The sequence below is a fragment of the Paraburkholderia sp. genome, from assembly GCF_035501035.1.
Taxonomy (GTDB): domain Bacteria; phylum Pseudomonadota; class Gammaproteobacteria; order Burkholderiales; family Burkholderiaceae; genus Paraburkholderia.
Genome location: NZ_DATJWR010000424.1, coordinates 1 through 12,369, shown reverse-complemented (window position 1 = coordinate 12,369; position 12,369 = coordinate 1). Strand labels below are relative to the sequence as shown.

Below are 12,369 nucleotides of genomic sequence, written 5' to 3'. Positions count from 1 at the left end.
GGCCGCGACGTGGACAGCATCGTGCGCGACCTCATCGAAATCTCGGTGAAGCAGACGCGCGAAACGGAAATGCGCAAGGTGCGCAGCAAAGCCACCGACCAGGCCGAGGACCGCATCCTCGACGTCCTGCTGCCGAGCGCGCGGCCGGTGGGCTTCGGCTCGTCCTCGTCTTCGTCCGATTCGAGCCATGGCGAAGGTGACAACGCCACGCGCCAAACCTTCCGCAAGCGCCTGCGCGAAGGCCAGCTCGACGACAAGGAAATCGAGCTTGACGTGGAGCAGCCGCAAGTCGGCATGGACATCATGGGGCCGCCGGGCATGGAAGACATGACCGAGCAGATCCGCTCGATGTTCGCGAACCTGGGCGGCGGCAAGAAGACGCGCCGCAAGGTGAAGGTCAAGGAAGCGCTGAAGCTCCTGACCGACGAAGAAGCCGCGAAGATGCTCAACGACGAAGAGGTCAAGCAGAAGGCCGTGCAGAACGTCGAGCAGAACGGCATCGTGTTCCTCGACGAAATCGACAAGATCGCCTCGCGCAACAACGAAGGCAGCGGCGGCGAAGTCTCGCGCCAGGGCGTGCAGCGCGATCTGCTGCCGCTCGTGGAAGGGACGACCATCAACACGAAGTACGGAATGGTGAAGACCGATCACATTCTGTTCATCGCGAGCGGCGCATTCCATCTCTCGAAGCCGAGCGACCTGATTCCCGAACTGCAGGGCCGTTTCCCGATTCGCGTGGAACTCGATTCGCTCTCCGTGAAGGACTTCGAAGCGATTCTGGTCGCGACCGACGCGAGCCTCGTCAAGCAGTACCAGGCGCTGCTCGCAACGGAAGACGTGAAGATCGATTTTGCGGACGACGGCATTCGCCGCCTCGCGGAAATCGCCTTCTCGGTGAACGAAAAGACCGAGAACATCGGCGCCCGCCGCCTCTACACGGTCATCGAAAAGCTGCTGGAAGACGTGTCGTTCGCAGCGGGTAATCACGCGGGCCAGAGCGTGCTCGTCGACGCGGCCTATGTCGACAAGGCGCTCGGCGAAGTCGCGCAGGACGAGGATCTGTCGCGGTATGTGCTGTAACTGCGCGCTGCATCCGAAAGGCGAAGGATGAAGAAAGGGACCCCGCGGGGTCCCTTTTCCATTGGCGCGGTTACTGTCGCACAGGCCGCTTCGCAAGCTTGCGCTGCAGCGTGCGCCGGTGCATGTTGAGCGCGCGCGCGGTGGCCGAGATATTGCCGTTGTGCTCGGCCAGCACGCGCTGGATATGCTCCCATTCGAGCCGCGCGACCGAGAGCGGCGCCGGATGCTCGATGGCCTCCTCGGCCTGCAGCGCGCTCGCATCGCTTTGCAGTGCCGAGAGAATCATCTCGACGTTCGCGGGCTTGGCCAGATAGTTGTCCGCGCCGTCTTTCACGGCCTGCACCGCCGTTGCGATGCTCGCGTAGCCGGTCAGCACGAGCATGCGCGCGTCGGGCTGCAGTTCGCGCAGCGGTGCGATGAGCGACAGGCCCGAATCGTTGCCGAGGTGCAGATCCACCGTAATCTGCGCGAACTTCTGCTGGTTGGCAAAGCGGACCGCCTCTTCCGCGTTGTGTGCCTGCTTCACCTCGAAGCCGCGCCGCGTCAGGCCGCGCGTCAGGATGTCGGAGAACACCTCGTCGTCGTCGATGACCAGAAAATTCATATCGCTCATGCCTATTTCTCCGTGTTGTTAGGCGGCGTCGGGCCGGGCCGGCCCCTCGCCTGATCCAATCTCCAAACCGCTGGACGCCGCCGCCTCGCGCGTCGCCGAATTCGCCTCACCCGTCGCTACCTGCTTCGCCGGCACGCGCAGCACCGCGCGCGTGCCGCGCGCTTTGCGCGCACGGGCGCCGCCGCCGGCCGCGGCGGCAGCCGTGGGCGCCTCGCTACCGGACCCGCCAGCGCCACCGCCCGCTCCCTCGCCCGAGCCACTGCCGGACTGCGCCACGTCAGCAAGCTCGATCGAGCCGCCAAGCCGGGCCGCCGACGAAAACGCGAGATAGAGCCCGACGCCGTGGCCGCCCTGCGTGCTGTCCACGGGCGCCGCGCCGATCGAGGCGCGCAGCGACGCCGGAATGCCGGGCCCCGCATCGCTGACTTCGAAATCGACGTACCCCGCACGCGCGGCGGGATACGCGCGCAAGCTCACGAAATCGCGGCTCGCGCGCGCTGCGTTGTCGAGCAGGATCGTGAGGATCTGGCCGACCGCGACGGTGTCGTCGAGACTCAGGTCGTCCGGCGCATTGTCAAGGAGTTCGAACTTCACGTGCGGATGGCGCAGGCGCCACTGCTCGACGAACGGCCCGAGCCATTCGCTCACCACCTGGCGGCTGCCCTCCGAGGAAGCGCGGCTCCTCAGGCGCGCGAGGGCCGAGGTGCAAAGCGTGATCTGCTTGTCGAGCAGTTCGAGGTCGGCGGCGTAGGGCGCGAGGCCGTTGTCCGTGCGCGCGACGTCGCGCAGCTCTTCGGTGAGCATGGCGATGGTCGAGAGCGGCGTCCCGATCTCGTGCGCCACGGTCGCGGCCTGCACGCCGAGCGCCACGGCGCGCTCGTCGCGCAACAGGCGCTGCTGCGCGTCGCCGAGCGCCGTGTCGCGCTGGCGCAGCGCACGCGACATGCGCGCGACGAACCACACGATCAGGCACACGCTCACCATGAAGTTCACCCACATGCCCGCGCGATAGTAGTCGAACAGGTTGGCGGGATTGTCGAGATTGAGCGGCACGTTGTCGAAGCCGAGCAGCACGTAGCAGGCCACGGCGAAGGACGCGAGCCACGCGGTGAGATACCACGGCAGCACGGCGGCCGCGATCGCGAGCGAGGGCAGATAGAGCGAGACGAACGGATTGGTCGTGCCGCCCGAAAGAAAGAGCAGCGCGGAGAGCGCGCCCAGATCGACCCAGAGCTGGCCGAACAGTTCGAGATTCGACTCGGGACGATCCTGCGTGACGCGCAGCCAGGTCACGCCGTTGAACGCCACTTCCATCGCGATCACGAACAGCATGGCGGGCAGCGGCAACTGCACGCCGATAAAGAGTTGCACGAATGCGATCGTGCAGAGCTGGCCGATGATGGCGAGACTGCGCAGCCAGAATAGATGGCTGAGATTGACGCGAGCACTGACGGTTATGCGATGCATGGTGCCGCCAGTTTACCGGTTAAGACTCGTCCAATTCATCATCATGAAGAGATTTGCTTCAATCTAAGTCATCCACCGACTACATTATCAACGGCGCTTTCCGATAAGCGAGCAAGACAAATGCAATCCCCGCTTCCCGATTCACTACAGCCCGCGCGCAGCCTCTTTCTCGACTTCGTCGACGTCGCGAGCGGCGGGATAACCGGCGCATCCGCGCGTGCATTGCTGGAAAAGGCACGCGCCTCACTGCGCGGCCTCGACGACGATACGCTCATGCTCCTCGCGGCGCGCGCCAAGGACGCCTCGCTGGCAGAGGAGGCCGTGCGCCTCACCGCCGCGATCGCAAGGCTCGAACCGAAGCGAGCGGCCGGATGGTTCGCGGCGGGCCTTGCACTGCAATTTGCCAACCGCCACGCCGACGCCGTGCGACCTTACCGCCACGCGCTGGCAATTTGCCGAACGTTTGCAAATCTTCGCAATAATCTTGCGACAGCATTGATTCAAATCAATTTTGATAGCAGCGAGATCTTGGCGCTGCTTGAAGAAACGGTCGCGTCCGAGCCCGACAACGTCAGCGCATGGATCAATCTTGGCCATCTGCTCCCAGTCGATACCGACCCGGCGCGCCCGCTCGAAGCGAGCCGACGCGCACTCGCACTCGCACCGCACAGCCCGCTCGCGCTGAACAACTACGCAATGGCATGCAAGGAGGCGCAACTGTGGGACGAGGCCGAGTGCGCCGCGCGCACCGCCTGCCAGTATGCGCCCAACGATGCTTCGATACGCCTGAACCTGTCGATGACCCAACTCCTGCGCGGCAATTTCGCCCAAGGGTGGGCCGATCATGAACTGCGCTGGCAGGGGGCGAGCGAACTGGCCACGGGCCGGCCGGTGTTCGCGAGGCCCGAGTGGCGCGGCGAACCGCTCGCGGGCCGCACCTTGCTGGTCTGGGGCGAACAGGGCATGGGCGACCTGCTGCAGTTCTGCCGCTACGTGCCGATGCTCGCCGAGCGGGTGCATCGCGATGGCGGCCGGCTCGTCTGGAATTCGTTCCCGCACATGGGCGCGCTACTCTCCCGCAGCGTGGGCACCCAATGCGACCTGTACTGCACGGGCGGCCAGGTCGAAAACCTGCCTCCCTACGACTACGAAGTCTCGCTGCTGAGCCTGCCGCTGATCTTCGGCACGGAGGAGGCGACGATTCCGGGCCCTGTGGGGTATCTGAAGCCTGATCCCGCCGCGGCGGCCCGATGGCGCGAGCGTCTTGCGCACGAAACGCGTCTGAAGGTCGGGCTCGCCTGGACCGGCAGCCTCACGCATAAACGCAATCCGTTCAGGCGCGTCGAGCTCGAGCGTTTTGCCCGGCATTTTGGCGGCATCGAAGGTGTGGCGTTCTACTCGCTCCAGCCCGGCGCGCAAGCCGACGTCGCTGCCGCCCGCGAAGCAGGCTTCGAGGTGACCGATTTCAGCGCGCAATGGCAAACCTTCGACGACACCGCCGCGTTCGTCGACTCGCTCGATCTCGTCATTTCGGTGTGCACGTCGAGCGCCCATCTCGCCGGCGCGCTCGGCAAGCGCGCTTGGGTGCTGCTCGACGTGAATCCGCATTGGGTCTGGCAACTCGAGCGGCGCGATAGCCCGTGGTACCCCAATACCAGGCTGTATCGGCAGAAGACGTTCAGGCACTGGGAGCCGGTGCTCGGGGAGATGCGCGCCGATCTCGCGGCGCTGGCGTCGAGGGCGTAATTCAGCGCTTCGCGCCCCCGCCCGTTGGCGCGCCGCCGGCTGCCGTGGCCGCCGCCGCCGCGAGGCATTCGGGGCACAGGCAGCGCCCGCGCGAGTCGAGTTCGCTCGCGGGCAAGGCGGGGAGCGACTTGCACCAGCAATCGAAGGGTTCGGTATTCCTGCCGCAGTCGAAGCTGTTGCCGCAGCGCGGGCAGCGGGCGCGTTTCATGCCAGTGGCGGGCATGGCGGAGGCGGTCATGGCGCGCACTCCTCTCGGGGCCTTGAGTCGGCGACAGCGAGATGATGCCACATCCCGGCCACCACCTCTTTCCCGCCTCGTTCCCGCCCTTTTCGCATGCCTCTCGCCCCCTCGCCGGCGCGCTTGCGCGCCTCTCCCACCGGCGTGTTGCGCATGCGCCCCGGTGCTCGCCGTTTTCCCTGTTGCACCGCGCCAGTCCTGTACAATCCGCCCTGTTTCGACCGTTTTGCGGCCGCGTTTTTCGCCCGCGGGTTTCGTCCGCGAGTTTTGTCCGTTTCCTCTCCAGTCTTTGCCGCCATGTCCGAGCCCATCGACCTTTCGCAGATCGCGCCCACCCTGAAAGCCGAAATCCTGGCCGAAGCGCTGCCTTACATCCGGCAGTACCACGGCAAGACCGTCGTCATCAAGTACGGCGGCAACGCCATGACCGAGGAACGGCTCAAGCAGGGCTTCGCACGCGACGTCATTCTGCTCAAGCTCGTGGGCATCAACCCGGTCATCGTGCACGGCGGCGGCCCGCAGATCGACACGGCGCTCAAGAAGATCGGCAAGCAGGGCACGTTCATTCAGGGCATGCGCGTGACCGATGAGGAAACCATGGAAGTCGTCGAGTGGGTGCTCGGCGGCGAGGTGCAGCAGGACATCGTCACGCTCATCAACCACTTCGGCGGCCAGGCTGTCGGCCTGACCGGCAAGGACGGCGGCCTGATCCACGCGCGCAAGCTGATGATGCCGGACCGCGACAACCCGGGCCAATACATCGACATCGGCCAGGTAGGCGAAGTGGAAGCGATCAACCCGGCGGTCGTGAAGGCGCTCCAGGACGACGCCTTCATTCCGGTGATCTCGCCGATCGGCTTCGGCGAGGACGGCCTGTCGTACAACATCAACGCCGACCTCGTCGCCGGCAAGCTCGCGGTCGTGCTCAACGCCGAAAAGCTCGTCATGATGACGAACATTCCCGGCGTGATGGACAAGGCGGGTAACCTGCTCACGGACCTCTCCGCGCGCGAGATCGACGCACTGTTCGAAGACGGCACGATCTCGGGCGGCATGCTGCCGAAGATCTCCTCGGCGCTCGACGCCGCCAAGAGCGGCGTGCGCTCGGTCCACATCATCGACGGCCGCATCGAGCACTCGGTATTGCTCGAAATCCTGACCGAACAGCCCTTCGGCACGATGATCCGCTCACACTGAGCGCCCCCTGCGGCGGCTGCACCTCGCGGCCGCCGCGCCTCACGCCCACGATGACCGTCTCCCGCCCGCTTGCCGAGTGCGCCAGGCCCCCCAGACGCCGGCCGCGCCGCGTCGCCCACACGTCCGGCACGCCAGGCTATGGCACCCCCGTCTGGCTCTTCGATCTCGACAACACGCTGCACGGCGCGTCGCGCGCGATCTTCCCGGCTATCAACCAGGCGATGACGCAGTACATCATCGACGCGCTGGGCGTGACCCGCGATGAGGCCAACCACCTGCGCACGAGCTACACGCACCGCTACGGCGCCGCGCTGCTCGGCCTCACGCGCCATCATCCCGTCGATCCGCACGACTTCCTCAAGGTCGTGCACACGTTCGACGATCTGCGCGCCATGCTGCATGCCGAGCGCGGCCTCGCCCGCATGCTCGCCGCCCTGCCCGGCCGCAAGATCGTGCTCACCAACGGCCCCGAGGACTACGCGCATGCGGTGCTCGCGGCGCTCGGCATCGAGCGGATCTTCGAGCGCGTGATCGCCATCGAGGGCATGCGCGCACGCAGCCACTGGCGCGCCAAGCCCGACCGCGCGATGCTGCGCGCCACGCTGCGCCGGGCGGGCGTGGCGCTCGCCGATGCCATCCTCATCGAAGACACCCGCAGCCATCTGAAGCGCTACCGGTGCCTCGGCATCCGTACGGTGTGGATCACGGGGCACTTGCCGGCGCATCTGCCGGGCACCGGGCGGCCCCACTATGTCGATCGTCGCATTCGTTCGCTAAAATCCCTGAAACCAGGCCTGCAGTCGGGACGCTCGAAGTAGAACGGGGGAGCGTACCCAGGGGCCCAAGCCAGGGACGATATCCATGCAGCCGACCGAAACGCGTAACGCAGTCGAAGCAGCAGAATCGCCGGGCGCGGCCCGCCGCGCCCCCCGCCCGAAACCGGGCGAACGCCGCATCCACATTCTCCAGACGCTCGCCACCATGCTCGAGGCGCCGCGCGGCGAGAAGATCACCACCGCCGCGCTGGCCGCGCGCCTGGGCGTTTCCGAGGCGGCGCTCTACCGCCATTTCGCGAGCAAGGCCCAGATGTACGAGGGCCTCATCGACTTCATCGAACAGACGCTGTTCGGGCTCATCAACCAGATCGTCGAAAAAGAGCCGAGCGGCGTCCTGCAGGCGCGCGCCATTGCGCTCATGCTCGTCAACTTCGCCTCGCGCAACGCCGGCATGACGCGCGTGCTGACCTGCGAGGCGCTCGTGGGCGAACACGAACGGCTCGCCGAACGCGTGAACCAGATGCTCGACCGCGTCGAAGCCTCGCTGCGCCAGTGCCTGCGCGTCGATCTCGCCGAGGAGGCCGAGCGCAAGGCCGTATCGGGGGTGGACCACGTGCGCGCAACGCCCGCGCCGAAGGGGTACGATCCTTCAATCCGGGCGAATCTGGTCATCCGCTACGTGATGGGTTGCTGGCATCGCTACGCGCAGAGCGGCTTCACGCGCTCGCCCAGCGAACACGCCGACGAGCAGATTCGCGTCATTCTTCAGTAGCGCGGCCTCACGGCGTCTTCGCGTGGGCCGCTGCCGGCCACGCCGAACGCCCAGCATGGGCCGCACCACGGAGAACTCGCACATGAACCGTCCGTTTCCCACCGCCGGCATGCCGCCCATTGTCGCCAACCTCTCCGCCCATTGGGGCTGGCTCATCGCGCGCGGCATCGCCGCCATCGTGTTCGGCATCCTCGCCTTCGTGTGGCCCGGCTTCACCGTGCTCACGCTCGCCATCGTGTGGGGCGCCTACGCGATCGTCGACGGCGCCTTCGCGTTTCTCTACGGCGCGCGTGGCGGCGGCAAGCGGCGCTGGACCTATGTCGTCGTGGGCCTGATCGGCGTGATCGCCGGACTCGTGGCGTTCTTCTGGCCCGGCGAGACCGCCGTCGTCCTCGTGATGATCATCGGCTTCTGGGCGCTCGCCACCGGCGTCTTCGAGATCCTCTATGCCATCCAGTACCGCCGCGCCATCTCGCATCCCTGGGCGGTCGGCATTTCGGGGCTGCTTTCTGCCGCGGTGGGCTTCGTCTTCGTGATGTTCCCCGGCGCGGGTGCGCTCTCCTTGATCTGGGTGATCGCCGCCTACGCGGTTCTCTACGGCATCTTGATGATCGTCGCGGCCATCCAGCTGCGCCGCTGGCGCAAAGAACATCTGGCTGCGCGATGAGACTTCGCGCTCTCGCGCGAAGCGAGGGCGCACGAGGGCACGGCGGGCGAAGGCACCCGCGCCGCTTGAGCCAATCCGCTTGCGCCTATCGTCACACCCTTCGTGCGCGCCGCATCGCTTCGCACTTTTTCCGATATACTCTGCATTCCTTTTGCAATACCCACGCGCCGATTTGCTGACTCGATTGCGGGCGCGTGAACTCCGGGGCCATCGCAGGTTGCGGCCTGGAGTTCGATATAAATGCGGCTAAAGAGGTCGTCAGCCGCGCCAATCCTTTCGCACTCCGCGCCCCGCCGACACCGTTTAGCCGCCCGAAAAAATCAAGGCGGAACGAATGGAATCGATCGGCATCGTCGCTCCTCAAACACTGCATTTCGACGAGCCCCTGCAACTGCAGAACGGCACGGCGCTCGCCGGGTACGACCTCGTGGTCGAGACCTACGGCACGCTCAACGCCGCGCGCAGCAACGCGGTGCTCGTCTGTCACGCGCTCAACGCTTCGCATCACGTGGCGGGCGTCTACGCCAACGAACCCAAGAACGTGGGCTGGTGGGACAACATGGTCGGCCCGGGCAAGCCGCTCGACACCAACCGCTTCTTCGTGATCGGCGTGAACAATCTCGGCTCGTGCTTCGGCTCGACCGGCCCGATGAGCCTCGACCCCGCCACGGGCCAGCCCTATGGCGCGAAGTTTCCGGTTGTGACCGTCGAAGACTGGGTGGACGCGCAGGCGCGCGTGGCCGATCGCTTCGGCATCGAGAAGTTCGCCGCGGTGATGGGCGGCAGCCTCGGCGGCATGCAGGCGCTCGCGTGGAGCCTGCGCTATCCCGAGCGCCTCGGCCATTGCATCGTGGTCGCCTCCACGCCCAAGCTCTCCGCGCAGAACATCGCGTTCAACGAGGTGGCGCGCTCGGCCATTCTCTCGGACCCCGACTTCCACGGCGGCGACTACTACGCGCACGGCGTGAAGCCGCGGCGCGGCCTGCGCGTGGCGCGCATGATCGGCCACATCACCTATCTCTCCGATGACGACATGGCCGAGAAGTTCGGCCGTGCGCTGCGCCGTGCGGAAGGCGCCGTCGACGAGTACAACTTCAACTTCGACGTGGAATTCGAGGTGGAGTCGTACTTGCGCTATCAGGGCGACAAGTTCGCCGACTACTTCGACGCCAACACGTACTTGCTGATCACGCGCGCGCTCGACTACTTCGACCCGGCCAAGGCCTTCGACGGCGACCTCACGCGCGCGCTCGCGCACACGAAGGCGAAATACCTCGTGGCGAGCTTCACGACCGATTGGCGTTTCGCGCCCGCGCGCTCGCGCGAGCTCGTGAAGGCGCTGCTCGACCACAAGCGTCAGGTGAGCTATGCGGAGATCGACGCGCCGCACGGCCACGATGCATTCCTGCTCGACGACGCGCGCTATCACAACGTCATGCGCGCCTATTACGAACGTATTGCCAGCGAGGTGGGCGCATGAACCAGAGCGCTTTCGACAGTCTTTCCGCTCGTCCCGACTTTCGCACCATCGCGCGCTGGATCGAGCCGCGCGCCACGGTGCTCGACCTCGGCTGCGGCGATGGCGCACTGCTCTCGCTCTTGTGCGAAGAGCTCGAATGCTCGGGCTACGGTATCGAGATCAACGACGCGGGCGTGCTCGCCTCGGTGAAGAACGGCATCAACGTGATCCAGCAGAACCTCGAAGACGGTCTGCGCCTCTTCGAGGACGCGAGCTTCGACTTCGCGATCCTCTCGCAGACCTTGCAGACCATCCACCAGACCGCCGCGATCCTGCGCGAAACGGCGCGCGTGGGCAAGGAGTGCATCGTCTCGTTCCCGAACTTCGGCTATTGGCCGCACCGGCTTTCGGTGCTGCGCGGGCGCATGCCGGTCTCGAAGTCGCTGCCCTACCAGTGGCACAACACGCCGAACGTGCGTGTGCTGACCGTCAAGGATTTCGAGGCGCTCGCGCCCGAAGTCGGCATCGAGATTCTCGACCGCGCCGTGCTCCATGGGGGGCAGACCGTTCGTTGGGGCGTGAACTGGCGTGGTAGTCTTGCGGTCTATCGCGTGAGAAAAAAATGACGCCGTGCGCGGCGTCGCGAGTTTTTCTGCCCGACTCACCTGCCACATCGCAATACTGCGCGCCGCCGCCAACGACGACATGCCGAATCCGCCCCACGAGGCCCCCGCTCTTACCGCTCACGAAACCCACCCCGGCTGGCGTGCGTACCTGAATACGCACATGCTGATCTGCGTGTTCCTCGGCTTCACTTCGGGGCTGCCGCTTTTCACGCTCGTCTATCTCGTGCAGGCGTGGCTGCGCTCCGAGGGCGTCAATCTCAAGGAAATCGGCCTCTTCGCGCTGATCCAGTTTCCCTACACGTGGAAGTTCATCTGGGCGCCGCTCATGGACCGCTACGTGCCGCGCCTGCCGGGCTGGCGCCCGGGGCGGCGGCGCGGCTGGATGCTCGTCACGCAAATTCTCGTGGCGTTCGCCATCGCGACGCTAGGCTACGTCTCGCCGAAAGAGTCCATCTGGACCGTGGCCGCGCTCACGGCGCTCGTGGCCTTCTTCGGCGCGAGCCAGGACATCGCCATCGACGCCTACCGGCGCGAGCTGCTCACCGATACGCAGCAGGGCCTAGGTAACGCCGTGCACGTGAACGCGTACAAGATCGCCGCGCTCGTGCCGGGCTCGCTCGCGCTGATCCTCTCCGACCACCTCCCGTGGAGCACCGTGTTCGTCGTGACGGCGGCATTCATGATTCCCGGCATGATCATGACGCTCGTGGTGAAGGAGCCCGAAGTGCATGGCGCGCCGCCGAAGAACCTGGGCCAGGCGATCGTGCAGCCTTTCGCCGAGTTCGTGCGGCGCGACGGGCTGGCGGCCGCGCTCTTCGTGCTCGCGTTCATCTTTCTCTACAAGCTCGGCGACACGATGGCGACCACGCTCAGCACATCGTTCTTCCTCGACATCGGTTTCTCGCGCACCGAGATCGGCGTGATCGCCAAGATGACGGCGTTCGGCGCGAGCCTCGCGGGCGGCATCATCGGCGGCGTGGCGCTCGTGAAGATCGGCATCGGGCGGGGGCTGTGGATCTTCGGCTTCCTGCAGATGATCTCGACGCTCGGCTTCGCGTGGCTCGCGCAGCTAGGCGCAGACTCGCCCACGCTCGCGGCGATCTACGACGCGGCGCTCGCCGTGAGCCGCGCGCTCTCCTCGGTCGCGGGCATCTTCGGCGCGAACGTGCAGCTCACGCTCGATCCGCGCGCCGTGGCGCTCGCGCTCGTGTACGGCTTCGAGACCTTCGCGACGGGACTCACGCTCGCCGCGTTCACCGCGTATATCGCGAGCACCACCGATCCGCGCTACACCGCCACGCAGTTCGCGCTCTTCACGAGCCTAGCCTCGGTGCCTCGCACTCTGGCCTCCGCCGCGAGCGGCTACGTGGTCGCGCAGATCGGCTGGTTCGACTACTTCATCGTGTGCACGGCGCTCGCCGTACCGGGTATGCTCCTGCTCATTCGTATCGCCCCGTGGAGAATCCGGTCGTGAGCACGCATGAGACCGCCGTGGAAAGCCCGCGCGCGCCGCAGCGCATTGCGCGGTGCAGCGGCGTGCGCGCCCGCGTGCTCTCGCTGGCTGTCGCGCTGGCCCTGCCGGCCTTTTCCACCTTGAATGCGTGGGGCGAAAACCCGGCCAGCACGAGCGCATCAGCAGCCCTGCCCGGTAGCGCTGCAGCACCCGCTGCGAACGGAAGCAACGGCGCGAACAATGTGCCAACGGGCACGGCGAACGGCGTGGCAAAC

General features: G+C 66.2%; 12 protein-coding genes and 1 pseudogene. 10 read left to right on the top strand and 3 right to left on the bottom strand.

Annotated features, from left to right (window positions below):
- The coding region (gene hslU / locus VMJ11_RS30330; RefSeq protein WP_325624542.1) for an ATP-dependent protease ATPase subunit HslU at positions 1–1,080 on the top strand (1,080 nt) is incomplete at its 5' end.
- 70 nt (positions 1,081–1,150) lie between these two features.
- Here the strand turns inward: hslU and VMJ11_RS30325 are convergent.
- A complete protein-coding gene (locus tag VMJ11_RS30325; RefSeq protein ID WP_325624540.1) occupies positions 1,151–1,693 on the bottom strand; it encodes a response regulator transcription factor in 543 nt (180 codons plus the stop codon).
- 18 nt (positions 1,694–1,711) lie between these two features.
- The gene (locus VMJ11_RS30320; RefSeq protein ID WP_325624539.1) at positions 1,712–3,160 is read right to left on the bottom strand and encodes an ATP-binding protein; all 1,449 of its coding nucleotides are present in this window, start codon (positions 3,158–3,160) and stop codon (positions 1,712–1,714) included.
- 120 nt (positions 3,161–3,280) lie between these two features.
- On the opposite strand from VMJ11_RS30320, the gene VMJ11_RS30315 reads away from it, so the two are divergent.
- Entirely contained in the window at positions 3,281–4,906 is a 1,626-nt protein-coding gene (locus VMJ11_RS30315) for a hypothetical protein (RefSeq protein ID WP_325624538.1), read from the top strand.
- Between the two features lies 1 nt (position 4,907).
- Here the strand turns inward: VMJ11_RS30315 and VMJ11_RS30310 are convergent, their stop codons facing one another.
- Positions 4,908–5,144: a cysteine-rich CWC family protein gene (locus VMJ11_RS30310; protein ID WP_325624536.1), complete on the bottom strand. Its 237-nt coding sequence runs from the start codon at positions 5,142–5,144 to the stop codon at positions 4,908–4,910.
- A gap of 297 nt (positions 5,145–5,441) precedes the next feature.
- On the opposite strand from VMJ11_RS30310, the gene argB reads away from it, so the two are divergent.
- The 8 genes and pseudogenes from argB to VMJ11_RS30270 all read left to right on the top strand — a co-directional run.
- Positions 5,442–6,341, top strand: a complete 900-nt coding sequence (argB, locus tag VMJ11_RS30305) for an acetylglutamate kinase (protein ID WP_325624534.1) — start codon at positions 5,442–5,444, stop codon at positions 6,339–6,341.
- 50 nt (positions 6,342–6,391) lie between these two features.
- Positions 6,392–7,159: a pyrimidine 5'-nucleotidase gene (locus VMJ11_RS30300; protein WP_325624533.1), complete on the top strand. Its 768-nt coding sequence runs from the start codon at positions 6,392–6,394 to the stop codon at positions 7,157–7,159.
- Between the two features lie 43 nt (positions 7,160–7,202).
- A complete protein-coding gene (gene slmA / locus VMJ11_RS30295) occupies positions 7,203–7,889 on the top strand; it encodes a nucleoid occlusion factor SlmA (RefSeq protein ID WP_325624532.1) in 687 nt (228 codons plus the stop codon).
- A gap of 82 nt (positions 7,890–7,971) precedes the next feature.
- Positions 7,972–8,556 (top strand): HdeD family acid-resistance protein, encoded by a 585-nt coding sequence (locus tag VMJ11_RS30290; protein WP_325624531.1) that lies wholly within the window; start codon positions 7,972–7,974, stop codon positions 8,554–8,556.
- Between the two features lie 334 nt (positions 8,557–8,890).
- Positions 8,891–10,036, top strand: coding sequence for a homoserine O-succinyltransferase MetX (gene metX / locus VMJ11_RS30285; protein ID WP_325624529.1), 1,146 nt, complete (start codon positions 8,891–8,893; stop codon positions 10,034–10,036).
- Complete coding sequence (gene metW / locus VMJ11_RS30280) at positions 10,033–10,641, top strand: methionine biosynthesis protein MetW (RefSeq protein WP_042265442.1); 609 nt, start codon at positions 10,033–10,035, stop codon at positions 10,639–10,641. The genes metX and metW overlap by 4 nt, the downstream gene beginning before the upstream one ends.
- Before the next feature lie 79 nt (positions 10,642–10,720).
- Entirely contained in the window at positions 10,721–12,115 is a 1,395-nt protein-coding gene (locus VMJ11_RS30275) for an AmpG family muropeptide MFS transporter (RefSeq protein WP_325624527.1), read from the top strand.
- Positions 12,112–12,369 (top strand): annotated as a pseudogene (locus VMJ11_RS30270) (hypothetical protein); the annotation flags it as partial. The gene VMJ11_RS30275 and the pseudogene VMJ11_RS30270, both read left to right, overlap by 4 nt.

Coding starts and splice junctions, on each gene's coding strand:
- VMJ11_RS30325 (WP_325624540.1), bottom strand. CDS start 1,693: ATGAGCGATATGAATTTTCTGGTCATCGACGACGACGAGGTGTTCTCC.
- VMJ11_RS30290 (WP_325624531.1), top strand. CDS start 7,972: ATGAACCGTCCGTTTCCCACCGCCGGCATGCCGCCCATTGTCGCCAAC.
- VMJ11_RS30320 (WP_325624539.1), bottom strand. CDS start 3,160: ATGCATCGCATAACCGTCAGTGCTCGCGTCAATCTCAGCCATCTATTC.
- argB (WP_325624534.1), top strand. CDS start 5,442: ATGTCCGAGCCCATCGACCTTTCGCAGATCGCGCCCACCCTGAAAGCC.
- slmA (WP_325624532.1), top strand. CDS start 7,203: ATGCAGCCGACCGAAACGCGTAACGCAGTCGAAGCAGCAGAATCGCCG.
- VMJ11_RS30315 (WP_325624538.1), top strand. CDS start 3,281: ATGCAATCCCCGCTTCCCGATTCACTACAGCCCGCGCGCAGCCTCTTT.
- metW (WP_042265442.1), top strand. CDS start 10,033: ATGAACCAGAGCGCTTTCGACAGTCTTTCCGCTCGTCCCGACTTTCGC.
- VMJ11_RS30275 (WP_325624527.1), top strand. CDS start 10,721: ATGCCGAATCCGCCCCACGAGGCCCCCGCTCTTACCGCTCACGAAACC.
- VMJ11_RS30310 (WP_325624536.1), bottom strand. CDS start 5,144: ATGACCGCCTCCGCCATGCCCGCCACTGGCATGAAACGCGCCCGCTGC.
- VMJ11_RS30300 (WP_325624533.1), top strand. CDS start 6,392: ATGACCGTCTCCCGCCCGCTTGCCGAGTGCGCCAGGCCCCCCAGACGC.
- metX (WP_325624529.1), top strand. CDS start 8,891: ATGGAATCGATCGGCATCGTCGCTCCTCAAACACTGCATTTCGACGAG.